At 61.9% G+C, this 22954-nt stretch carries 25 protein-coding genes and 2 pseudogenes; 13 read left to right on the forward strand and 14 right to left on the reverse strand.

The genetic code is table 11. The features are described from left to right. The coding region (locus FFS37_RS34570; RefSeq protein WP_171026550.1) for a MobA/MobL family protein at positions 1–1126 on the reverse strand (1126 nt) is incomplete at its 3' end. Between FFS37_RS34570 and FFS37_RS34575 the strand changes: the two genes are divergently transcribed. From FFS37_RS34575 to FFS37_RS34595, 5 genes are read left to right on the forward strand one after another with little or no spacing between them, the layout of a single operon-like run. Next, positions 1119–1883 (forward strand): conjugal transfer protein TraD, encoded by a 765-nt coding sequence (locus tag FFS37_RS34575; protein ID WP_232375896.1) that lies wholly within the window; start codon positions 1119–1121, stop codon positions 1881–1883. The two genes, FFS37_RS34570 and FFS37_RS34575, sit on opposite strands and share 8 nt — an antisense overlap. Positions 1884–1920: 37 nt before the next feature. Next, positions 1921–3969, forward strand: a complete 2049-nt coding sequence (locus FFS37_RS34580; RefSeq protein ID WP_137935387.1) for a type IV secretory system conjugative DNA transfer family protein — start codon at positions 1921–1923, stop codon at positions 3967–3969. Between the two features lie 11 nt (positions 3970–3980). Then, positions 3981–5084 carry an AAA family ATPase gene (locus FFS37_RS34585; RefSeq protein ID WP_137935388.1) on the forward strand — a complete coding sequence of 368 codons (1104 nt, stop codon included), beginning with the start codon at positions 3981–3983 and terminating at the stop codon, positions 5082–5084. Between the two features lie 38 nt (positions 5085–5122). Then, positions 5123–5500 carry a hypothetical protein gene (locus tag FFS37_RS34590; protein WP_137935389.1) on the forward strand — a complete coding sequence of 126 codons (378 nt, stop codon included), beginning with the start codon at positions 5123–5125 and terminating at the stop codon, positions 5498–5500. Next, positions 5497–6291 carry a hypothetical protein gene (locus tag FFS37_RS34595; protein ID WP_056590390.1) on the forward strand — a complete coding sequence of 265 codons (795 nt, stop codon included), beginning with the start codon at positions 5497–5499 and terminating at the stop codon, positions 6289–6291. The genes FFS37_RS34590 and FFS37_RS34595 overlap by 4 nt, the downstream gene beginning before the upstream one ends. 137 nt (positions 6292–6428) lie before the next feature. Here the strand turns inward: FFS37_RS34595 and FFS37_RS35945 are convergent, their stop codons facing one another. Next, positions 6429–6599 (reverse strand): hypothetical protein, encoded by a 171-nt coding sequence (locus tag FFS37_RS35945; RefSeq protein ID WP_156398626.1) that lies wholly within the window; start codon positions 6597–6599, stop codon positions 6429–6431. 46 nt (positions 6600–6645) lie between these two features. Between FFS37_RS35945 and FFS37_RS35950 the strand changes: the two genes are divergently transcribed. The 3 genes from FFS37_RS35950 (at position 6646) to FFS37_RS34605 (ending at position 7722) form a co-directional block, all read left to right on the forward strand. After that, the gene (locus FFS37_RS35950; protein WP_171026551.1) at positions 6646–6816 is read left to right on the forward strand and encodes a hypothetical protein; all 171 of its coding nucleotides are present in this window, start codon (positions 6646–6648) and stop codon (positions 6814–6816) included. 41 nt (positions 6817–6857) lie between these two features. Beyond that, positions 6858–7172 carry a hypothetical protein gene (locus FFS37_RS34600; protein WP_210240514.1) on the forward strand — a complete coding sequence of 105 codons (315 nt, stop codon included), beginning with the start codon at positions 6858–6860 and terminating at the stop codon, positions 7170–7172. 118 nt (positions 7173–7290) lie between these two features. Next, positions 7291–7722, forward strand: a complete 432-nt coding sequence (locus tag FFS37_RS34605; RefSeq protein ID WP_232375897.1) for a type II toxin-antitoxin system VapC family toxin — start codon at positions 7291–7293, stop codon at positions 7720–7722. A gap of 343 nt (positions 7723–8065) precedes the next feature. Here FFS37_RS34605 and FFS37_RS34610 read toward each other — a convergent pair whose 3' ends face one another. The 3 genes from FFS37_RS34610 to FFS37_RS34620 all read right to left on the reverse strand — a co-directional run bounded on the left by FFS37_RS34610 (position 8066) and on the right by FFS37_RS34620 (position 10062). Continuing rightward, positions 8066–8359, reverse strand: coding sequence for a hypothetical protein (locus FFS37_RS34610; RefSeq protein WP_137935392.1), 294 nt, complete (start codon positions 8357–8359; stop codon positions 8066–8068). A 59-nt stretch (positions 8360–8418) separates the two neighbouring features. Further along, positions 8419–8742, reverse strand: a complete 324-nt coding sequence (locus FFS37_RS34615; protein ID WP_027170236.1) for a DUF736 domain-containing protein — start codon at positions 8740–8742, stop codon at positions 8419–8421. A gap of 783 nt (positions 8743–9525) precedes the next feature. Continuing rightward, the gene (locus tag FFS37_RS34620) at positions 9526–10062 is read right to left on the reverse strand and encodes a hypothetical protein (RefSeq protein WP_137935393.1); all 537 of its coding nucleotides are present in this window, start codon (positions 10060–10062) and stop codon (positions 9526–9528) included. 195 nt (positions 10063–10257) lie between these two features. Between FFS37_RS34620 and FFS37_RS34625 the strand changes: the two genes are divergently transcribed. Beyond that, a complete protein-coding gene (locus tag FFS37_RS34625) occupies positions 10258–10887 on the forward strand; it encodes a plasmid pRiA4b ORF-3 family protein (RefSeq protein ID WP_137935394.1) in 630 nt (209 codons plus the stop codon). Between the two features lie 440 nt (positions 10888–11327). Here the strand turns inward: FFS37_RS34625 and FFS37_RS34630 are convergent, their stop codons facing one another. The 8 genes and pseudogenes from FFS37_RS34630 to FFS37_RS34660 all read right to left on the reverse strand — a co-directional run bounded on the left by FFS37_RS34630 (position 11328) and on the right by FFS37_RS34660 (position 19685). Further along, positions 11328–12269 carry a DUF2493 domain-containing protein gene (locus tag FFS37_RS34630; RefSeq protein ID WP_137935395.1) on the reverse strand — a complete coding sequence of 314 codons (942 nt, stop codon included), beginning with the start codon at positions 12267–12269 and terminating at the stop codon, positions 11328–11330. A 248-nt stretch (positions 12270–12517) separates the two neighbouring features. Continuing rightward, positions 12518–13588 (reverse strand): DUF7146 domain-containing protein, encoded by a 1071-nt coding sequence (locus FFS37_RS34635; RefSeq protein WP_137935396.1) that lies wholly within the window; start codon positions 13586–13588, stop codon positions 12518–12520. 272 nt (positions 13589–13860) lie between these two features. After that, positions 13861–15055: pseudogene (locus FFS37_RS34640) on the reverse strand (DUF932 domain-containing protein). Between the two features lie 393 nt (positions 15056–15448). After that, a complete protein-coding gene (locus FFS37_RS34645) occupies positions 15449–16132 on the reverse strand; it encodes a transposase (protein WP_232375898.1) in 684 nt (227 codons plus the stop codon). Positions 16133–16398: 266 nt separating this feature from the next. Beyond that, complete coding sequence (locus tag FFS37_RS34650) at positions 16399–16713, reverse strand: hypothetical protein (RefSeq protein ID WP_137935397.1); 315 nt, start codon at positions 16711–16713, stop codon at positions 16399–16401. Positions 16714–16749: 36 nt separating this feature from the next. Then, on the reverse strand, positions 16750–17121 hold the full coding sequence (locus FFS37_RS36375) for a DUF1419 domain-containing protein (protein ID WP_332313497.1): 372 nt from the start codon (positions 17119–17121) through the stop codon (positions 16750–16752). Beyond that, entirely contained in the window at positions 17003–17359 is a 357-nt protein-coding gene (locus tag FFS37_RS36380) for a DUF1419 domain-containing protein (RefSeq protein WP_232375900.1), read from the reverse strand. The genes FFS37_RS36375 and FFS37_RS36380 overlap by 119 nt, the downstream gene beginning before the upstream one ends. Before the next feature lie 196 nt (positions 17360–17555). Next, positions 17556–19685, reverse strand: coding sequence for a ParB/RepB/Spo0J family partition protein (locus tag FFS37_RS34660; protein WP_137935403.1), 2130 nt, complete (start codon positions 19683–19685; stop codon positions 17556–17558). 600 nt (positions 19686–20285) lie between these two features. On the opposite strand from FFS37_RS34660, the gene FFS37_RS34665 reads away from it, so the two are divergent. Beyond that, entirely contained in the window at positions 20286–20498 is a 213-nt protein-coding gene (locus FFS37_RS34665) for a DUF982 domain-containing protein (protein WP_269750979.1), read from the forward strand. A 200-nt stretch (positions 20499–20698) separates the two neighbouring features. Then, a complete protein-coding gene (locus FFS37_RS34670) occupies positions 20699–20920 on the forward strand; it encodes a hypothetical protein (RefSeq protein ID WP_137935399.1) in 222 nt (73 codons plus the stop codon). A gap of 354 nt (positions 20921–21274) precedes the next feature. Here FFS37_RS34670 and FFS37_RS34675 read toward each other — a convergent pair. Then, a pseudogene (locus FFS37_RS34675) lies at positions 21275–21486 on the reverse strand (cold-shock protein). Positions 21487–21916: 430 nt separating this feature from the next. On the opposite strand from FFS37_RS34675, the gene FFS37_RS34680 reads away from it, so the two are divergent. Beyond that, complete coding sequence (locus FFS37_RS34680; RefSeq protein ID WP_137935400.1) at positions 21917–22633, forward strand: antitoxin Xre/MbcA/ParS-like domain-containing protein; 717 nt, start codon at positions 21917–21919, stop codon at positions 22631–22633. A 104-nt stretch (positions 22634–22737) separates the two neighbouring features. Beyond that, positions 22738–22935, forward strand: a complete 198-nt coding sequence (locus FFS37_RS36605; RefSeq protein WP_332313501.1) for a hypothetical protein — start codon at positions 22738–22740, stop codon at positions 22933–22935. The last annotated feature ends 19 nt before the right edge of the window (positions 22936–22954 follow it).

Raw genomic sequence — 22954 nt, forward strand, 5'->3', positions numbered from 1 at the left:
TTCCCGTCCCGGCCCGCCCCTCGATTATTTTTAGCCCACCGGACCCAGTCGCATGATCGAACGCGGCAAGCTGATCCGCACGCAGTTCCCGCGCTGACATCACACGGTCCCGATCCCCAACGCCGATAGCGCGATGCCCGCCTCCTGCCACGCGCCGTCCATCGGCAAGCGCCAAAATCTCCTGGTCGCGCACCACCCGCGTTGTCCAGCGCCCTGCACGCTCGCCTGTCTCCCGGTCATGCAGCGCTAGCACATCGTCACGCCCGAGCACTTTGCCCTTCACATCCGCTCGTTCGCCCTCGTCGGAAATGTGTTTTTTTAGATGCCGGTCGAGATCGTATTCGGAAAAACTTGCCTGGTTGCGCGTCAGGACAGCCAGCACATGGTCCGGATCGCGCGCGGCTTCCTCGTTGGCGCGCCTGATATGCTCGGCCCGCACATTGGCCTCCGCGCCCGGCGTGCGCATGCGGATCGGCCCGATATGCTCTTGGCGGACCGCACTTGTCGCATCGACGCGGATCGAAAGCCCCTGTTCGGCAAAGTACCGGTTCTGATGATCGCGCCACAATTGCCCCCAGGCTTCGCCCTCCGCCACGATCGCCCGGCCCCCGCCCCGCTTGATGACGGGATCGAGATCACGCGCCTTCTTCGCCGCAAAGCCGTTCTCGTCCAGCCGCCGCGTCGTGATCAAAAGATGCGCATGATAGTTGGCGCGCTCCCCTTCGCTCTCCGCTCCATGCGGCGTATGAACGTCGAGCTGCACCGCCAGCCCCTTCGATACAAAATGCTCCAGCGCAAAAGACCGCGCCAGCTCGACTCGGTCGTCATGATCAAGCTCTTGATTGGCCGGCAGCGCCAACACGAGCTCACGCGCCAGCTGCGCGTCCTTGCGCTTTTCCATGGCCTCGGCCGCGTTCCACAGCGCATCGCTTGACGCCAGTTCCGCGGGCGCTCCTTCCGGCAACAGCACCTCGTGATGCTCCGGCGCCTCGCGGTGCTTGAAGTAAAACACCTCCCCCGTGCGCTGCGCCTTGATCGCCTCGCGGCCGTTATAGGCGGCCGAGCGCACCGCGCTGCCGCCGTCGGAGCGGGAGATGTAGCGGGCACGGGCGAAAGCGATGGCCATTGCCGTAGAATGCCACCACACGAGAGCTGGCGCAAGCAAGCATTCGAAGAATGCATATTGCGTCTGGATAAATTCATGGGTCTCCGGCGGGCACAGCAGCGGCGATCTGGCAGAATTCGTAACTGCGGAAAGCAGCGTGCGGCGCTGGTTGCAGCCCCGTGGCGCATACCAAAAGGGGGTTGCAGAGCCTCGCTTCGGCTGGCAAAGTCCCGTCGGGCTTGGTGGACGGAAAAAAACGGAGATCCTCGTCATGGCCCGCACCTCGCTTGCCGAACGCATGAGCCGCCTGGAGCAGCAGCGGGCGAAACTCGCCGAGCAGGAAGCAAAACTCAAGGCGGACGAACGCAAGCAGCGCACCCGCCGCCTTGTTGAAGCCGGAACCCTCGTCGAACGCGCCGGACTATTGGACCTGGAGGAAACCGCCCTTTATGGTGGGTTGTTGTCGCTTGCTGCTGACGCAGGCGACAGGGCAAAAATCGCCGGGTGGACGAAGGTCGGCAAAACCGCGCTGGACAAAGAAACGGTCGGCAAGGACGCACCACACGAACCGTTGACCGTCATCTTCCCCGCTCCGCTGCCAACCCCATTCGCGACCCGCCTACGTGGCGCCGGCCTGCGCTGGAACAAAGTTCTAAATCACTGGGAAGGGCTGGCTGATCACGACGCCGTCGCGGCACTGGCCGCGGAACAGAGCGGCAGTGTGCGGCGCGTTCATCCCACGACAGAGTCCGATCGCGGGCGCGGCACAAAATCTTGATCCGAACGGCCATTGGCACTGACGCGGGGGACAAAAAATGTTCGGGCGGCTGTCCTACGATCTCGTCAAGACGCTGTTCAAGGCAGCCGTCGCCATCCTGCCGCTCGTTATCTGGTACCCGGCCTGGCGCTATGCGCATGCGCTGTGGGGCGAGTTGCTGATCGGCTGGTATCTGGGCGGCCTGTCAGCCTCCTCGATTCTTTATCGCCTGGCCTACGCCGCCTGGCCCTCGGTCGCGCTCATCGGTCCGGCCGCGACCATGAGCGCCGCGCTGCTTCTGCGCCGAACAGGATTGGCGCTGCCGGCCACGGCGATCGCCGGCGTGCTCGGCATGGTAGCCGCAACTGTTCTCACCGTCTGGCCTGAGTCGACACGGCTGCTCGAACTTCGCCCGGCCTATTCATGGTTCATCATATTGAACACGGCGGATATGTCCGTCTTCTACGCCGCCGTCGTCGGCGTTCTCGCCACCATGGCGGGCATCAGGATGCTGATGGGCAAATCACTGCGCGCCCACGACGTCAAACCGGTCGAGCGCGCATCGTCCGACATCTTCGGCCATGCCGACTGGATGGACATTCGCGAAGCGCAAAATCTCTTTGGTGGCGCCAACAGGTCACCTGGCACAAAAGATCTCGGCGGCGTCGTCATCGGCGAAGCCTACCGCGTCGACCAGGATGCGCCCGCGCGGCGGGCGCAGAAGTTCGATCCTCGCGATCAAAGAACATGGGGCAAGGGCGGCAGGTCGCCTCTGCTCACCTTCGACCTCTCCTGGGGCGGCACCCATGGTCTCGTCTTCGCCGGATCGGGCGCCTACAAAACCGTCTCGGTCTGCGTGCCGACGCTGCTCACCTGGCGCGGCCCGATCGTCACCCTCGATCCGTCCTCCGAGCTCGCGCCGATGTTGACCGGCGCGCGCACGGCCATGGGCCGGCGCGCCGTATCGATCGATCCGATGAAGGGTACCGGCGCCTTCAATGCGCTCGACTGGCTGGCAAAAGGCTCGCCCCTCATCGACGGCGACATCCGCTCGGTCGTCGACTGGATTTGCGGCGAGAAAGTGTCGGCCACCCGTGACGCGCCGCACGGCGCCTCCGGCAAGGCCTTCTTCGAGGGCCGCGGCAAGGCCATCGTCGAGGCCCTGCTTTCCGACATCGTGTTCGATGCCACTATGCCAGACGGCAAGCGCAATCTCGTCACGCTGGCGCAACGTCTCGCCCTGCCGGAGCAGAAAATGCGGGACGAACTGGCGCGCATTTTTGAACATTCGCCCTCGCATCGCGCCCGCCATCTCGCCGGCCAGTTGATGGGACTGGTCGCCGAGACTTTTTCCGGCGTCTACGGCAATATGAGCGAGCAGACCGAATGGCTCGCCAATCCCGCCTACGCCAAACTGGTGTCCGGAAACAGTTTCCAGACGTCGGACCTTGTCGCCGGCAATCTCGACCTGTTCATCAACATCCCGATGAAGGTGCTGGAATCGACGCCGGCGCTCGCCCGTGTCGTGGTCGGATCACTGCTCAATGCCGTCTACGAGGCCGACGGCGTTTTGCCCGGTGGACGTGTCGTCTTCCTGCTCGATGAGGTCGCCCGCCTCGGTTACATGACCTCACTGGCCCGCGCCCGCGATGCCGGTCGCAAATATGGCATTACGCTTACCATGCTCTATCAGTCCGAAGGTCAGCTCCGGGAACAATGGGGCGACGGCGGCAAGAGCGCCTGGTTCGAAAGCGCTTCCTGGCGATCCTACGCGGCGATCGGCTCACTCGAACAGGCGCGCGCCGTCTCCGAGGCGCTGGGCGAACACGGCGTGGTGTTGAGCTCCGAGACAAGAAACCGCGGAAAGAGCGCAAGGCCACTCGAGATCGGCACTGCCTCCACCGGCGCGTCGGAACAAAAATCCGAACGCGGCCGAAGGCTGGCGACGGTGTCGGAAATCCTCGCCGACGCCCGGGCCGACGAGCAGTTCGTTTTCGTCCAGGGAAGAAAACCGCTGCGCTGCGGCCGCGCGGTCTATTTCCGCAGACCCGAAATGGTCGCACGCGTCGAGCGAAACCGTTTCGCGCCCCAGGCTCAGTCGAGTTGAGGCGGCAAGAGATGCAGCGCATTCTGGCTCCGATCATCCTTGGCCTTGCCGTCCTGATTGTCGTGCTCGCCCTGCTGGAAACCTATTCCGGTGTCATCCTGGTCGTCGCGCTTACTGTCATGGGCTGGCGGTTGGCGCATGCCGACAAATATGGCGCGCCGGTATCGCGGAAATTCTCGAAGCGGAACGATCGGGGAGACGTTGAGACCAAATCCGCTCTTCCAATCAGGCCGTCAAAGCATCGGCCGCTCGATGAGGTGCTGGCCGAACTCGACGCCATGACCGGATGGCGCTCCGTCAAGACGGAGGTCAGGAAACTGGTCGCGGTGCTGCAGGCCGAGCAGGAACGGCGACGCCACGGCATCAACACCGCACCCCCAAGCCTGCATCTGATATTCCTCGGCAATCCAGGGACTGGGAAAACAACGGCGGCGCGTCTCATGGGCGAGATTCTGTTCGCACTCGGCCTGCTCAGATCCGGCCATGTCGTCGAGGTCGACCGCAGCCAGCTTGTCGCCGGCTATATCGGACAGACCGCTATTGTGACGCGGCAAGCGGTCGAGGCCGCCCTTGATGGCGTGCTGTTCATCGACGAGGCCTACGCGCTGGCGCCGGAGGCGCAAAAAAGCGATTTTGGGCGCGAGGCCATCGACACGCTGCTGAAGCTGATGGAGGACCATCGGGATCGATTGTGTGTCATCGCCGCCGGCTATACCGGCGAAATGCGCCGCTTCCTCGAAGCAAATCCCGGCCTGCGCTCCCGATTCACCAGGACAATCATGTTCGAGGACTATTCGGCTGAAGAGCTGGCGGGGATTTTTCGCGATCTCGTCAACCGTGAAGGCTTTGTGCTCGACGCCGCGGCCGATGGCCAGGCCACCCTCGCCTGCGTGCGCATGGAAGCGGAGCGGGGTGGGGACAAAAAGTCGGGCCAAATGTCCTTTGGCAATGCCCGCGCAATCCGCACGCTTTGGGAAAGCACGCGCGAGGCGCAGGCCACGCGACTCGCGGCAAAGGCTGTTGGAAATACCGACCGCGACGCCATTGTCACCATCGAGCCAGGTGACATCGAAACGGCCATGGCGACACACGAGCGGCAGGGGGTGGGTCCATGATGAACGCAACGCAGCTGGGCTCGGTGCAGGCAAGGCTTGTGCGCTGGCTCAACCTTGTTCCCGCCCTGTTCAGGCGCGATCCGCTGTTTCGCTATGCCATGATTGCCGCTGTTCTGGCTTTGATCTTTCTGGCTGTCAGTATCGTTCAGGATGTCACCGGCCATCGCGACCGTCCCATGACCGGCGGTGGAAACAACGCCGGCACCACGTCGGCTCCGGATTATTCCGAACAGGGCAATGCGTCTTCGGCCGCAGGGTCGCGGACGTTGCAACCGCCCGCGCCCGGATCAACCTTGGAGCCGGCTCACGACGATACGCCTGCTGTCGCTCCTGGCCGGCCGCTGCAAGGGATAAAAGTGGCGCCAGCGCCGCGCGAAAATTTTGGAACCGTGCCTAAGGAAGGATCATCCCCATGATGCAAAGAAGAAGTGTGTGCGCACTGGCGCTCGGCATTGCGATCACCGCGTTGAGCTTCGTCGAGGGCTCCGGCTTCGCCCTGGCGCAAGATCAGCAGGCAGCAACCCAGAAGCAATTGGACCGCATCGAGCAAAAGCTCGATACGCTGATCGAACGTCTCGGAACGGCCGGACAGCAGTCATCAAATGGCAATGACAGCCTGCCCGCCACCGGGAATGATGGCGCCAGGAAGCAGGTTTCCGCTGAAGGCGACACAAGCCAGGGTTACCAGCGGGGCGCGCTCGCCATCGCCCGCGTTGCGCCGGCCAGAAAGGACAATCTTCCAGAGATCCCGGCCGACAGCGTCGGCAGCTTTGTCTATATCGGCGGCGCCATTCCGCTCAGCGAATTGTCACGCAACGGCGTGGTCTACCCCGGTCTCGCGGCCGTCGAACTCCAGGGCTGGCTGAAGGTCACACAACCCGGCCGCACGCAACTCGCCGTCGAATACCTCGCCACCACCGGATCCAACGTTTTTGGCAATGCCGGCTGCATCGCCTCGCTCTGGCTCGAAGATCGCTCGATCGGCTCCCAGCATGGCGAAATCCCGATGCCCGCCAGGGAGCAAAAAACCGTTTCCTTCCTCTTTGGCGCCGATCTCCAGCCCGGTCTTTACAAGCTTCGCGCGTGGCTCGCCTGCACCGAGCCGCGGGATCTGCGTGTCCTCAACGCCCAGCTGCTGATCAAGACGCCCGCCGACATGAACCTGCGCATGATCGACAGCGGCGAATTGCTGCACCAAGGGTCGTGAACGCGCGAGAACCAGGAAGGACCACAGCCAAAACGCCGAGGACGAGGACCTCGTCGAAACCGCAGGAGCCGGGTTTCGAAAGGCGGGTGCTCCGGCGGCCGGGCTTCAACGGGCTTTCGATGACATGGAAAAGACGCTCACCAACGCCGATGCGGAAAAACAGCATCGGCAAACGCGCGCTCGGCAATCTCGACTGTTTCCATTATGCCTATGGAAAAGTCGCCGACGGGCCGCTCTTGACCCTCGACCAAAAACTGCGCGAAACCGATATCAAGCCTTGCCGTGACGATTGAGAACTGTTCCGGCAAAATGGGCCTCCTAACAAACGCCCCATCAAGCAAATGAGGAACAACCATGCAGCAGGTTTTCTATCCCGGTCACGCCGGCGAGCCTTGTGTCGGTGAATATGCGATTGCGCTCGATCGCACCGACATGATCGCGCGCGCTGATATTGTGCTGGTCAGCCTCCTCACAACACCTGGTCGAGTTCGTCCTATCACTGACGCCGCATCTTGCCTTGTGTGACAAGGCGCTCTATCTTGCACACAAGACAGATGGAGTTGAACATGGCGACTGCGCGCGTACTGAAACGAGGGGAAAGCAAAGCCTCTGCAACCAGGCAATCCGCGAGCCGATCGACGGCGGCCGGGGCGATTGAGGATGCGCGCCGCGCGGGTCTGCTGGATGGCGACAAAACGGAACACCTCTCCTTCCGTGCGCCAAAAGCGCTGGTCGAAGCTGCCAAGCGGGAGAGCGGGATTAATTCCCCGACCGATCTCGGTATCCTCGCGCTGGCAACACTGGCCCAGCCTGATCCGGTGGCCTCCTTCCTCAAGCGCACCCACGGCAAGCTCGGCCCGGGCCACGAGCTTGAGTTCTGACCTGCGCGCCGCGCTACGGCGCTACAAGCCAGAACGACGCCGAGCCCAGCTGATACCGCGAGCACATGACAAACTTGTCGGCGTTGCCGATATCGGCTCTACCGGGCGGCCGACATTCGTGCCGGACACCAATATCTATATCATGGCCGCGGCCGGTACCCTGCCGGATGTGGCGCGGCGGTTGCTCGACCGCTCCCTGCTGTTCCATTGCTCGGTCTGTCTGGCCGAACTCGCCACCGGCGTTGCCAATTACGATCCGGCAAGGCCGGACTGGCATCCGGTCCGGGATCATTACGCCGCCCTCTTCGCCAGTGTCCCAGACAGCCGCGTGCTGATCCCCGATCATCAGATCTGGATCGATGCCGGCGTCATTGCCGGTACGTTGTCGCGCACCCAGAATTTCCAGAAACATCAACGCAAGGAATGCCTGAACGATGCGCTGATCTACCTCACCGCCACGAAGGCCGGCCTGCCCTTGCTTACGGCCAATACGATCGACTTCGATCTCATCCAGCAGATCGCGCCTGGCGGTCAGTTTGTCCATCTTTGATTGCCGCTGTTTGTCGAGGTAGCTGACCTTCACGCCAGCCAAGGCCCTCAAGGACGCGCTCACCGGCTGACGGAATTGACCAGGCGCGGAACAGAAGGAACCTTCCGAGGCTCAGCTTCTGTCTCCCGTCCCGCTGATCCGGCCAATCGTCGTCATTGGACATTTCCCGATACCGCTTTGTGCCTTCCGACGGGAAAGACGCGTCGGCAATTGGCGGTTCGATCGTGCCACCGGGACATCGACGAGGTCGAGCAATTGATGTTCGTGGTTGTCGGCAAGCATAAAAAAGGGCGGCGACGGAGTGATCCGTCGCCGCCCTTTTGAATGTCAGCGGCTTTAGAAATCAGGCGAGGCCCACTCGGGCTGCCGTTCCGGCAGCGACCTTGTCTTCGATGAGTTTCGAGGAGACCTCCGCCGGCAGCGGCATGAAATCGTAGCCGCGTGCGATGGCTGCATGGCGAAGATATCCAAGCGTTTCGAAGGCGCGATCGTGGGTGCCAAGCCAAAGACCGGGCTCGTCGGTTTCTTGGTGAGGGAACGCCTGCAGGAAATAGGTCCGAAGCGGCGGGTCGTAGCCGATGATGGCTTCCGGGTCCGAGCGGCCCTGTCCGGTGACGGTAATGGTGTAGCGGCTCATTGCAACCTCCCTTTTGCCGGTGGGGAAGCCGGCCCCTGGGGGGCCGGCTTCCGATGCCCTCACTGCGGGTTGTTCCAGAGGATGACCTTCTTGTTCTCCTCGCCGCCGGGGGCCGGGGCGACGTTGCCGAAGATCACGCCGATCTCGGGTGCCTCGATCTTGACGGAGAGGTATTCCTCGCCGGACCGCTGCGAGCGGCGATACCAGCCCGCGCCGATCTCGAAGCCAGTGCGCTTGTTGAGGATGCGGTAGTCGGGCGCTTCCTCGCTGGCCTTGGAGGGGTTCGGGACGACGGTGATCGGGGCGTTGACCCGGAGCGTGGCGAAGACGCCTTCCATTGAGCCGTCGGACTTGGTGGTGAGGTTAGCGATCGTGGTGGCCATCGTAGTTCTCCTTCGGTTGCATCGGGAACCATTCCCGATGGCGTCGAAGGAGAGGGCTGTCCTGCTGCGGTCATCTCGGCGCAAATTCTGGAAAATTCTATTTTCGAAAAGAACGCGGGCAGGCCCTTCGCCTGCCCGCAAACCAAAAACAGAAATCGAATTTTCCTGAATTTTCGTCGAGAGTACCCCGCCAGGGGTTGACCGTAGTAAGCAGGCGGTCCTCTACAAAGGCGACATGAAAAGGGAATGGCTCGCGTTGCAACCGAAGCCGGGACGAACAGCGCTGGCCGCTCCGATCGCGCCCCACCGGCTCCCGCCGGCGACAGCTGGAATGGTTGGCCGCTCCCATCATCGCCCCTTTCACAGCCATTCCGATAGCGCCCCCGTCCAGCGAAAGCGCGTGGGCTTGCGCAACCTCCGCCACTCAACACCCCCGACGATCGGAGCCGTCGTTCCGCAGGTCGCAGCGGTCCGGCGAGGAGACCGCTTTGTCGCGTGCAGCATCCGACTGAGCGTTCTTCCGCGATGTCGCGTCGGCGGCCGGCGGCGAAGCGACTATGATGTTGAACTTCCTCCGGGGCGACCCGCAAGGAGCGGGAGGTGCCGACCCTGCCGGGCCGGCTGGCGACTGCCGCGATCGGGTGGCAAGCAGGCGTGAGGGCTTCGTCGACGACTGGCCAACGGAACGCGCCGTCGTCGGCTCCGAGCCGCCCCTGCGATGTCATTCACCGCATCCGCTGCTGCAAGACAGTGTACCCGGTCAACTGCGGGGAGCCCGGGCGCTCATCCTGATGTCGTCGCGAGCCGCTCATCCGGCGTCATGCGCGTTGCAAGCAGATCCCAGATCTCCGGGTCGGCGCGTGACAGCATGGTTTGCCAGTCGACGACGTCGCGGGTCGTCGTAACCAACCCATTGGCGACATCGTAGGTAACACAGGGCTTTTCGGCCATGGCAAGCCGCAGCAGGTTGAGGGCGGTGCCGGGGCTTGTCCCGTTCCAGATCATCAGGCCGTAGTTGGCGCGCCGGACCATTTCGCGGTCCTTCTGCGCCTGTATTGCGAAGCCATGGGCGCCGGGCTGGGGTGGAACAGTATAGACGGCCCAATCACCGAGATTGTTTCGCGGTTCACTGCCGGCGCAAAAGACGCCGACATGTTCGTAGCCGTGCCCGCCGAGCAGAGCTTGCACTTCCGTGTCGGCACCGGGAGCGTCGCCGACGAGAACGCCGTGTTCGGCAGCCACGATCGATGCGATGCGTTCCACCACCGGATCGGGCAGGTCGACGATGTCGCGTGAGCCGCCAATAAAAATCATCGCCATGGTGTCTCTCTTTCGCTCTGACAGCCCCCGCCCCTTGCCACCCTCCCTCTCCCTCGCGCGCGAAAAACGGCATAATGGATGCACAGCGAGGTTCAGGCTGTGTCAACCGCCATGCGTATTCTCCGCACCGCTCTTTCCGACATAGATAGGCGGCTTTGACTTGATCAAAGGCGATCCATCCTGTTCATTCGTGGAATGTTCAAAACCATCAACGCAGTCCAGATTCACGTTTCGCTGGATGAGATCGAGCCGGAAATTTGGCGTCGACTTGTCTTGCCGTCAGGCTGGAATCTTGGGCAGCTGCATCTTGCTGTTCAGGCGGCCTTCAACTGGTGGAACTACCATTTGCACGAGTTCCAAATCGGCGGCCTGCGCTATGGCGATGTCGAGCTCCTGACGGAGGATGCCGACCACGACGACCCCCGCGTCTTTGATTGTCATGAGGTTCGCCTCCGCGACTTCGCGCAGGGTGCCGTGTTCAATTACGTCTATGACTTCGGCGATAACTGGCGCCACACTGTCATGATCGAGGAATTCGTGGCCCTTGATGTCGCTCCCAAGCACGGCACCTGCATCGATGGAGCACGTGCCAGGCCGCCCGAAGATGTTGGTGGTGTCCCAGGGTATGAGCGCTTCCTGGAAATCATGTCGGACAAGACAGACCCAGAACACGCCGACACCAGGCGGTGGTGTGGCGGCTATTTCGATCGGGAATGGTTCGACCTGGCTGTGGTGGACAAGGACGTGCGCAATGCACTGCGCCCGAATGTAAAGCGTCGGCTGCATCAGCCAAAGCCGAAGCGCAACGAACCGACGACTGCTTAAATCAGCAAGCGACGATTTGACCGCCATGCAGGATCGAATGGGGCATCGACTGTGTCGGTGCGTTCGGCGGAGATCGAGCGATACTGTCAACGGCCTCAGTGCCTGAGCGTTGGAACAACGCCATGAAATCCCCTGCCCGCAGCTTCACGGTCGAAATCAAACGACGGGGCAGGAGGTTCGTGGACGAAATCCAAACCTTCGATTTGGGCCGATGCGTCGAGGGGAAGAAAGGCCGAACGACGGCATAGCGGGGGTCCGAACAGGATTTGCCGCAACGACATGGTGAGCATAAGCCCGCGCCGCGCAGCAGGATCATGCCCGATCTGTCGTCGAATGCAGACGTAACAAACGAGCAAGACATGCTGAAACGCAGCAGCGAGCCAAGCTCCCGGCGTCCGAACGCTGGGAGCTCGGTCGAGATAGCACCCGTGGGGTCACCGTCACGCGCCGGCATCTCCGAACCGCCAGACGGGAATGCCGAGCCGACGGGCCTTGTCGGCAAGGTTGTCGGTGATGCCGGAGCCGGGAAAGACGATCAGGCCGTAGGGCACCACCGAGAGAAGCTGGTCGTTGCGGCGGAAGGGTGCGGCCTTGGCGTGGCGGTTCCAGTCCGGCTTGAAGGCGATCTGGGTGACCTTGCGGTTCTCGGCCCAGCAGGCGGCGATGCGTTCGGCACCGCGGGGGCTGCCGCCGTGGAGCAGGACCATGTCGGGATGCTTCTCGCGGGCCTTGTCGAGCGCGTCCCAGATCCGGTCGTGATCGTTGCAGTCGAGGCCGCCGGCGAACGCGATCTTGGTGCCGGCTGGAACGAGCACCTCGGTTTCGGCGCGGCGGCGCGCCGCAAGGAAGTCGCGGCTGTCGATCACCGCCGCGGTCATCGCCTGGTGAGAGACCTTGGAGCCGGTGCGCGGCCGCCATGCCGATCCGGTTTGTGCCTCGTAGAGGTCGGCGGTCTCATCGCGCATGATTTCGAGCACGTTGCGGCGCTCGATATAGCTGATGCCTTCCGCGGTCAGCCGCTCCAGCTCGACCGACTTCACCTCCGAGCCGTCCTGCTCCTGCTGGCTTGAACGCTGCGCCTCCTCGTTGCGGTCGAGGCTGCGGGCGACGCGCTCGGCGGCACGGTGGAAGACGTTTGCGAAGGACCAGAGCAGGTCGTCGAGGTCGGGTTCGAGCCTGGTGTCGCCGAGCATGCCGGCGAAGGTATCGACGATCCCGGCAAGCCCGGCCCGGATTACTTCGTCGTCGGGAAGTGGCCGAGGATCCGGTTCGTCCTGATGCGGACGATGGCCGTACATCTGCAGTTCGAGGATGACGCGGTCGGTCGGCGAGGAGGCGTGGTAGGGCTCGTAGGCGTCGTCGAGGGGAAGCTCGTAGGTCATGGCGTGTCTCCGTCGGTTATGGCCGCGCCCTTCGCGGCCTGACAGCGCATCCCGGCCGCGCCCCGGGCGCGGCCGCACCGAAGGCCGGAGCGCGAGCGAAGGACGGCGCAGCCGTTGCGGCCGTGACCGGGGGGTGGCAGGGGTCGCCTCTCAGGCAGGCCGCGGGCGCGGCCTCTCCCGGCGGACCGCCGCCATGCCTGCAGGCCCTCCTGGAACGCCACCCCTGCCCGCCTGCCGGCTCGGACCGTTCATCCCGCCGGCAGGAAGAAACGGGCATCTTCCGGAACGAGCTGATCGGCGAGCGATGCCGCGAGGTGGGCCGGGCCGACATGGCGCAGATCGTCATTGAAGTCGCCGAGCTGCGGCCGCAACACCAAGGCTAGAATCCCAGCCTCGCCCGCGCGCTGGCTGAGACGCTCGATGCCGTGCCGGCCGGCGGCGTCCGCATCGGCCGCAATGTAGAGGCGACGGCAGCCAGGCGGGAAAATTAGGCCGGCGAGGTGATTGGCCGAAGTGGCGGCGGCCACCGGCAGCGCCGGCATCACCGTCCGCAGCGAGGCCATCGTCTCAAAACCTTCGCCGGCGGCCATGACCGGGATGGGCATGCGGGGATCAAGGCCGAGCCAGATGGCGTTGCCGAACAGGTGACCCAGCGAGCGACGGGGATCGATCAGCTGCGCCTTGCCGACCTTGCCGCTCGGGTCCAGCCCGGGGGAGAGATACGTGCGCTGCAGGCCGGAGAGGCGACCGTCCAGATTGGTGACGGCGGCGATCAATGCGGGCAGGGTCTGCGTCTCGCCGGTCACCAGATCGCGGTAGTAGCAGCCGGGGTGGAAGCGCAGCGCGCGCTCACGGGCGGTCAAGAGGATGCCGCGGCTGGCCAGATAGCGTTCGGCCAGCGTGCCGACGATCGGCTGCGACATGGCGAACAGGCGGCACGCCGATTCGGGATAGCCGCGTACCGCGGCTGGCTGGCGCTGCGCGCCATGGCTTTGCATCTCCGGTCGCGGCATGGAGAGAAAGCGACGCGCTTCATCCGCGACATCGCGGAACTCGGTCAGGCCGCAGCTTTCGCGGATGACATCGAGCAAATCACCAAATTCGGCGGTGGCGGCATCGGTCCAATGTCCGGCCGCACCGGGGCCGGATTCCGGCCCGCTGAGCCGGACGAACATTGACCGTCCAGGCGTGTTGTGGACATCGCCGACCATCCAATAGCGACCCTGGCGCTTCCCGTTGGACAGGTAATGGCGACAGACCGCCTCGGCATCACGGGCGAGACGACGCGCCAGATCGGAGGCCGAACCCCGCCAGGTCACTGCCGAGGATTCCCCTGTTGCGGCAGCGCACCGCTGCAGCAACGCCGCGGTGAGAAAATAGCGCGGCACTCATGGTTGGATGAGATCGGCAGGTTTGTCATCAAGGTATCCTCCTGTGCAAGGTGACTTCGCCTCACGCTTCCCGGCCGGGTTTCGGCCAGCCTTCCTGCCAAGCAAAAAAGCCGCCCCCCTGCCTTGGAGGACGGCGTATCTCTGTTACGGAAGAACGGAAGGAACGGCGCCACGGATGCGCGCACGCACCGCGATGAGGATCAGACGGCGAGATCGAGGATCTGTTTTGCCCGGCCTTCCATATCGAGCCGTACATCCTGATGGGGTTTGTCGCGGGCCACCCGGGTGATGCCCTGCACGAAATCGAAGATCGAGGCCGGTGGACGACCTTCCTCGTTCAAAACCGTGTCGATGATCTTCGTGGTATCAGTCTTGGAGAAGCCACTCTTGCGCAGGAAGGTCTGGCGGTCGTCGTCATCGCGGGCAACAATCCGTTCCCGCGCCGCCTTGATGCCATTGACGAACGGCATGGGCGAGGATTCGGCAAACTGGATCAGCGCCGGTTCCTTCGAGCGCGAAGCGGGACGGAGCATATTTGGAATGCCGGATGGTGATTTCCTGGAAATCTTGCGCGCCCCAGATATTCCTGTTTTGGCATACAGCGCGAAGGTAAAAGGTGGCGATGCCAAGCGTCCTGGCGCCAACTTCCGAGTTCCAGCAGTAAAACCCCCTGAAAAATACATCCGGAGACCCGTCGGGAAGTTTGCCCGCCTCAATCGGATTGAGATCGTCGACAAGAAAGACGAAGACATCGCGGTCGGAGGCGTATAGTGTCGTGGTATCTTTAGATATATCGACATGAGGGTTATAGATACCAGTATCCCACTGAAGGCTTCCTGGCACTTTCCAACGTGTATCGCCAGTGCCGTTACCGGCGATCTTCTGTACAGCCTCGATCAAGTCTTCATCGAATATTCGCCCGTAATCTGGCCCCGTCACGGCCCTGAGTTCGAGGCGGCTATTTTCGATTTCGAGCGTTTTGATCTGTTCGGCCCTGTTCGAGGTCAGGCCGTACTGCAGATTGATGCCGGCGAGCGGCGCCGGAAGTTGACGCAGATAAGCGGCCGGCACACCGACCAGGCTGGCAAGCTGGCCGAAACTCCAATGCGTGGGCGCGACCGGTGCATCCGCATCTGGCAGGATGAGGGTGAGACGTTCAGGATCGTCACGACCCGCCTCGACGCGGATACCCTTGCTCTCGACGATGCGCGTGCGACTGCGCGCCGACCGGGCAGCCAGTGAACCGCGCAGATCGTCGAGCGACAGGAACCGCTCATCCGCCGGACGGTTGAACCACTCGGACGCGACGCGGCCGATGCGCTGCCCGCGGCTGACGTCCACCTTGTAGCCTGCCCGCGCGCCCTGCGAGGGAGATTGAATTTCGATCTGTGTCATGGGATTTCTCCGCGGCGAGCGCCGGGAGCCTCTCTCCCGGACCTTCGCCCGCCCACCGCAACCCGGCCCTCCTCTTTCCTCTGCAGGCACATCCGTCGACCAAAGCACGGCCATCAACGCCGGAACTGCAAGAGGCATCACAGCCGACCTTATCGGAAACAGAAAAGGCCCGGCTTGATCGCCGGGCCTGCTGTGGACTGCCGATTTCAACGGCTCGCTTGCCGGGAACCGAATGCTTTCGAGGAATGCGGGACGCTCAGTCAAGCACCCCAGGCCGGAAGCTTTCGCCCTTCAGACTGTCTCGCTAGATGGTGTTGCAGCGAACGAGGGAGATGCCGACATCGCACGTCTCGCTTGAACGTAGGCAGTCTCAACGACGGATCTCGGGGCGGCCTACTCGATCCCGAGCTTCCGCTTGAGTTCGGCATTCTCCTTGCGCAGACGCTCGGCCAGCAATTTCTTCAAACGCTCGTTTTCTTCCTCGAGCGCAACCAAATCCTTCAGGTCATTTCCCTCATCTGCTGGCGTGGCGGCCTTCTTCCATTGATAAAAAGTCGGCTCGGAAACGCCGGCCTTCCGCGTAGCGCTTTTGATGCTTTCGCCAGCCTTGATCGACTTCTCGATCTGGCCAAGTTTTTGGGCGCGTTCCGTTTTGGAATGAACCTTGCGCGGCGACCGCTTTGCGGGAACATTGGCATTGGAAACTGCAGCCTCGGATATGGCCTTTCGCGCGATTTCCTTTGCTTGCGCTTTCGGCTTCCTGGGCCTCGAAGATTTCTTCGTCACTTGAGCCGTGTCCCCCGTGACAGCAGCATCGGCGGGAACCTGCATTGATTCAGCGTCCTTTAGATCGGCCATATTATACTCCGCTCGCTTCATATTTCGATCTTCAGCATCAATGGGCGTCACATAGGAGTCAATACGTCGAAGCTTCGGCAGTTCCACCGCCCCGACTTCTTTCGTCGTGCCGGCGCCAATAGAGCCCAGATCAAGATCGCCCCAGATCGAGCGGTTCTGCTTGGGTCTACCCCGCTTTTGTTTGATCTCAATGGTGAACGGTCGCGTCTGCCGCTTCATAGCCTTCCTTCCTTGATGAGGACCGACTTGCACAACAAGTCGCTGTATCGCCGGCGGGCGCGTATGTCGTCCGGCGTCGTGTTTACCGGGCGGAGCTTTATCGATGCTGTTGCCGGCGAGCAACCGGCGATATGACGGTTTCACGGCATCATCAGACCGATCAGAGACAGGCTGAGGTAAGGCGTGATGAACGGCTTCGTCACGACGTGTTCCGTGTTTTTACGCCGGCGCTATCGGATCCTGCGACTGTATCTGTGCGATGGTGCTCATCGAAAGGCATCGAATTCAGCCTTGCCGCGCGCGCGTGATTGTCGAGCGGCTTCGGAAAGCTTGCGGGTGGGAATATCGGCGAGCCGCTCGGCCGCCGCTTCTGTCGATGCGAGATTGAGATAGCGGTGCAGGTTCGCGGCAAGACGCGTGTTCGTGCGCGATCGGCGCAATATCGCGGTGGCGACCTCGTCTCCATCATAATTCTCGAAGCAGTTGTCAAACGCGCGGGTTGGTCTACGCCCATACGCGATAACCTTGGCCGCATAAGCGACGCGGCCGCGGAAATTTTCCGGATCGTTAAGACGCGACATCTCGGTATCTCCTTGGGTGTCGGGCTTGTTCCGTGGTCAGGAACGCGGCTTTCGGCGCATCTGCGAAACTGCCAGAAGTTCTTCGATCTGAGCGTCAGACAGATCTTCAAGAGCTTTGAGGTGGCGCCCCTGCCCGCCGGTGTCGATTAAAACAGCGCGCCTGCCGTGCTGATCGGCCGGAAAGGCGTCGGGATTTCTATCGCCCGCGATCCCCTTAAATTCGAAAGGCATGGCGCTCCAGATCGCCTCGAGCTTCTCCGCACGCGTCATGCTGTCGGTGGCGCCCGTCTCATAGGCGATGATGGCCGCCCGCATTGCATCCGGGCTGCGCCTGTCTACGAGGTTGCAGAAGCCGTGAAACCAGCGCTCGCGGCCCCGAATCCTGATTGCGAAGAAGACGCTGGTCACATAACCCGGCCTTGTATTCGGATAAGCCAAACATGCCGGTGCGCATGAACAGCGGCGGCAACAAGTCAAGCATGAAATGATAGGTCGAACCCTGTAGCTCGAACCACTCGCCGTCATAGGGCGCGCCCGACAGAGGATCGTTCCCTGGGGTCCCGCGATGCCTGTCAAACAGTTGAAACATCCGCTCTCGGGTCGCGACGCCATCGAAGACTTTGCGGAAAGGCGGATGATCGGACATGGCTCGTTTCCAGATGAGCCGAACCGGCCACTTGCGCGACATGGCGCGGCAGCCCGGCAATCGGCGAATTGAAAGGATTGGCGAAGGCGGCGCGCCACGGCGCGATGAGCGACGACCGTCAGGCAGCGCGGAATTGCGACGCGCAGAAACGAAGGGGCCCGGGATGACCGGGCCCCGTGCGGAATGGCCGTGCCGACTACTCGGCGGCCTGAAGATGCTCGTCCTCGTCGCCGTTTTCAGCCGATGGCTCATCGGACGAGGACGCCGCGACACTTTCGAGAAATGCCGGGAGAATGTTCGCAGCCTCCGGGTCGTCCCCTGCCAGCGCATTACCGTCGGTCAGTGGATCGACGCTCTGCGACGAGCCGTCGTCGGAAAGACGCAATGGCTCGGGCAGCCAGTTCGATCCTTCAAGGAGGCGAGCGGCCTCGCGGGCCATGCTATCCTTCTTCATGTGGTCGATCAGCTGAGCGGGTTGCGCGCCACGGGCTTCACGAACGGCCTCCAGGATCCGCGCCTTGGTCAGATGTCCAAGGAACTCGACCGTCGGCGTCCAGCCGGCGGCGACCATGTCGAAGCCGAGCGTTCCGGCAAGCAGGTCGGCATGCGCGAGCGCCCGTGGACGCCTGTTCCAGGGCTCGACCACGGCGTTCAGGGACAGTGACACGCAATGCGCGAACAGCGCCTTGCGGCTTGCCTCATCGACATCCAGAAGGAAGGTCCAAAGTTCCCCTTCATCCTCGGGAAGATCTCTGTCCCAGCCTTCGTGGCGCTCAGTGATCTCCTTCGCCCACGACGTTTCGGCCAGTCCATCGACCTGGCCGAAGCTGCCGCTCTTCAGGCTGATCTCCAGACACGAGGCGGCAGCGAAGCGATAGAAGACCTGCAGCACGAGGGCATGGAGCGCCGCGACGAAGGCTATATCGGCATCGCCGGCCAGCGCATTGCGCATTGCCAACGTCCTTTGGGCGGTCAGGTCCAGGACGATCCGGTCCGGCAGCGGCTTGACGCCGTCATCCTCGAGCTCCGCGCCGGCATCACCATCTCCCGGTCTTGCGTCGACAACGATCTTTTCGCCGTCACCGACACCGGATGTGGCATCACCGGTGTCCGTTTCAGCGCTGCCGTCATCTTCCGCTCGAGGCTCGTCCTCGGGGCGCACAAAGCCCGCTTCGACCTGAAGCCGGCCGTCCGCGCCAAGCGTGACGAACACGCCGGCGATGGCCTTTTGCACGGGATCGTAGCTGTGTGGACGATCGTCGAATGCATCCAGTTCGGCTCCGAGCTGGTCGAGCTTGCTTTCAACCTGCTCATCGGCTTCGTCGGCCTCGGCATAATCCGCATCAAGTTTTTTATATTCGGCCTTCAGCGCGTCATAGCGTTCGATGTCCTCTTTGCTCAGCTCCTCAGCTTCGGCATAGACACGGCGCATGCCGGACGTATGGCCGTATGGGAAGCTGATCGCCGTCTCCACCCACTTCCAGCCTTCGGTCCCGATCGCCTCCTCGTCGACTTTCAGCTTTTCGAAGACCAGTTGTTCGAGAAGTGCCGCATCCTGGAACCAGCCACCGGAATCCTGCTCGAACAAATCGCGCAGGATGATGCCGCCGGCCGCTTCGTAGGCCTCCGCTCCAACATAGACCGCACGGCGATCGTCCGACCGCACGGTGGTCTCGGTCAGCAGCCGCCTTATATAATAGGGCTCCTGCATATGCGAGGTGGAGACACGCTCCCACACCTGTTCCTGGCGCGCATGATCGTCGCAGATCGAGAACGCCATGAGTTGCTCAAGCCGGATCTCATCTTTCTCATAGAGATCGAGCAGTTTTGGCGATACCGTGGCCAGACGCAGACGCTGCTTCACCGTAGCTGCCGATACGAAGAAGCGCGCCGCGATTTCCTCAACGTCGAGGCCCTGCTCGCTCAGGGTCTTGAAGGCCCGAAACTGGTCAAGCGGGTGGAGATTTTCGCGGTGGGCGTTCTCAGCCAGAGAATCCTCTTCTCCCGATGTCGACATGCTGCGGTTGACGATGCACGGGATTGGCTCGTTCTTCGCCAGCCGCTTCTGCTTGATGAGCATGCCGAGCGCGAGATAGCGGCGGCCGCCGGCGGGCACTTCGAACGTGCCGGTCTCCTCGCCGTCTTCGCCAAGTAAGGGACGGACGTTCAGGCTTTGAAGCAGCATACGCCGTCCGATATCTTCGGCGAGCTGCTCGATGGACACGCCGTCCTTCACCCGCCGGACGTTCTTCTGCGACAGCACCAGCGTGTCGTAGGGAATGTTTTCCGCGGCGTTCATTGCGATCTTCTGAATGGCCTTTGCCATGGTCAGGTTCTCCATGACGGACCGCCCGGGGCCTCTCCCCGGACCTCAAAGCCCGTCAGAAAACCTCCCCTCCCCCCTTTACCTCTGCGGGCCACCTCGCCAGCGTCCGGCAACTTTGCGTCGCCGCGCAGCAATGCATCTCCCCGTCATCGCGGCGGGCTACTGACCAATCGAATCTGGTCGAAAGGTTGTTGCGGATACAAGTTCACGCCATCGGCTTGATGGGCTGGAGAACAACATACCCTGGCAGCCCGCACTCCCTATCCGCAACACCCTCCTCGCCGGTGTCCTCCTGCTGCTGGCAGGCGATTTCATGTTCGCTTGCAACGATGGGCAAACGGCTCGTGCCAGCTTCTCAGTCGGCCCGATGGTCCCGGTCGGTTCTGTCGGGGTTTTTCATTCTCGATGCTGTGATCGCAGGGACAATACAAGCTGTTCCGCGTGGAATGTGTCGGGTTGCCGCGACTCTGGACACGATGTCGTTTCTGACCCTAGCGACACATGTATGAATTGACCTCACGTCATGATACGCGAAGACCGTATCGAGGTCGGAATTGAGAGTCTAATTCTTTGTCGAGCAGGTTCGTCCGGCCCGTGGTGGTGCAAGTTGGCCGGCTTGACCGTGAGCGCGTCATATTCGATGTGAACGAGGCAGCCACGATCCTGCTGCGGAGTTTCCCTTATCAGACGGAGAAGCGAAAACTGGCCATGGATGCATGTCTTCAGGTTCTGCGTGGTGAAGTTCAGTCGCCGGTTGCGAGACGGGCCTTCGTTGTAGCGGCGTTGGAAGCCAAAATCCTACGCAGCGACTGAGGTCCAGTTGATAGCCTCGATGGCTTCCATTGTGGCTGTGGGAAGCAGAGCGTCACGCCATCGCAGCGGTGAGCCCAGGATTTGTGCAGCCGGCGACAGAGCATCGAGTCCTGCCGTCATGGGAAACAACCCGACGTTCATCTGCTTGACTCGACAACGGTCAGGAAGACGGCAATATTTACCTTGATCGGAGAATGGATATGCGAGATTTGCCGAGCGGCACCGATGCCGACGTTGCGATCGAAGTCAGTCGGCTTCTCGATGATGCCGAGAATCTCACGCCTTTGCCGGTCCACGAACTGGTAAAACGAATTCGTACGATACTGCAGACCCGCCTTTCCGATCAAGCAATCGAAAAACTGGTCGTCGAGATGGCGTCGAGACGTGGTTTGCCCATGGTCTTCGACAAGCCTGCAGCATAGTCAATTCTTCCACATGTCTTGTAAAAATATCGGCAAAAGCAGGCGGCGAAGTGGCAACGCGATATTTGACGATTCTGGGCCGCGAATTCGCCCATCCAGTGGCCGGACGTCGTCGCCTCAGTTTACCCGGTACTCGTGCGCACAAAAAAGGCCGGACCAAAGGCCCGGCCAGTTATGAAGGTTAAAACCTCCAGAGGGGAACGCGCCGGACGAATGGGAGGAAACATCCGACGCACTGCGCATATGGGTCAGCAAAGATGACACTTCAACGACATGCCGTAGGCCACCAGACTTGTTCTCTTGGTGCACTGAACCTTGCGTGCCTGATGCGATTGCTGAAATGATATCGCTGGTTCAGCCAGCCTTGCTCAGGTTGCCGGCCGACGATTTACCGGTCCGCCGATCCTGCTCTATTTCATAGTTGACCTTCTGGCTGTCAACGAGCGTCGACAGGCCAGCGCGCTCGACAGCAGAAATATGGCAAACACGTCCTGTCCACCACCGTCAGGCTGAATGAAGCCAAAGCCCTTGGTCACGTTGAACCACTTTACCGTTCCAGTCGCCATATAGGTGTTCCTTGCCGTAGGTGTCTAATGTCCGCTTGGCTGACCGCACTGGCCGCTGCTGTTTCAGATAGGTGCCGCAGATGGCAGTCATGGCAAGTCTTTGCGCCGTGCGCCACGCCATAGTCCGCTGGCCACCGATGCCACCTCGATAATTGAACAATGTCGGGAACCTCCAAGCCACTATTCGTAACGGCAAAGCAGCACACTCACGCCATGACATCATGTACTCCTCCCAGATGCGATGCCGACGCTGAATGCGCTACGAACTCGGCAAACCTTCGACATGGGAACTGTTCCGTGCTGAACCAGTGGTTTGGCGTCAGATCCTCGATCTCGCTAGCTCGCGAGGGCAATGAAACCCGGTCAACGCGCAATCTAGACAATCCGGACAATCCGGACTATATATGCGACATACGCAATGGAGGCGATCATGGTCGCAACAGTTCGGAAATCCCAGGCCGCCAAGCAGGTAAATGTGAGCAGCGCTGCGGTTGCGGACATTCTCGACGTGCTGGCCCGGCATAATCCGGGAATTTCCAGGTCGGTGCTAAAAGGCAAGAGCAGGGTCGTGGCTGCGGTCACCGCTGCCACTGTTCGGCTTTCGGACCAACAGCAGCGCCAAATTCTCGCCCATCGGAAGAAGCTGGTCGAGGCAATGGGCACTGTCGCAGCGGATCTTGCTGGCCACGACGATCAGGGGCGGATTCAGCTCGACGTCAAGCTGCCCGTCGAGGTTAGCCAGGGCGATGGCCGCGGCGAGGTGGTAGACATCGAAGAGGGTCGGCGGCGGCTTGCCGCCTTTGCGACACCACTTCGCCTCGAAGATTGGGCGGGACCAGTCGCTGGGCCAAGCGAGATCGAGAAGTCCTTTGGCACGCGCCGGTCGACATTGCACGACTGGCACAAGCGCGGCGCAGTCATCGGACTGCTCAAGGGAGAGCGAAAGCATGTCTTTCCCCTGGCCCAGTTCGTCGACGGCCGGCCAGTCGAGGGAATGTCCGAAGTCACGCGGATTATCAGCAATCCACGTGTTGCATGGCATTGGCTGGTTCAGCCCAAGCCCAGCATCGGGGGGACACCGCTCGACCGGCTGAAGCAAGGGCATGTTCCCGAAGTTCTCGCTGCTGCCGCACGTGATTTCGCCTGACCGTGAAGCTGGATCCCAAAGTCGTTGCGGACCTTGCGCTTCCGTTTTGGCCCAAAGCCTATTTGCGCGTCATGCCCCAATCCCATGCCGCCACGCCGCTCGGCATGGGGTTCGGGCAGACGCGCTTCGCTGCGCCAGACAACTCGTTCCAGTTGATCTATCTCGCACGCAATCTCACCACAGCTGTCGCTGAGACGGTGGTCCGCGATAGGGGTCGGAACAAGAACTGTTCCCAGCGACACGCTAAGGTCGAACGGAGCATGAACGTCATGCGGCGTGGCGTAACCGAGCCGGAAGTCTGAGCGACCGGAAGCCTTCAGG

The sequence above is a fragment of the Mesorhizobium comanense genome, from assembly GCF_005503535.1.
GTDB lineage: Bacteria > Pseudomonadota > Alphaproteobacteria > Rhizobiales > Rhizobiaceae > Mesorhizobium > Mesorhizobium comanense.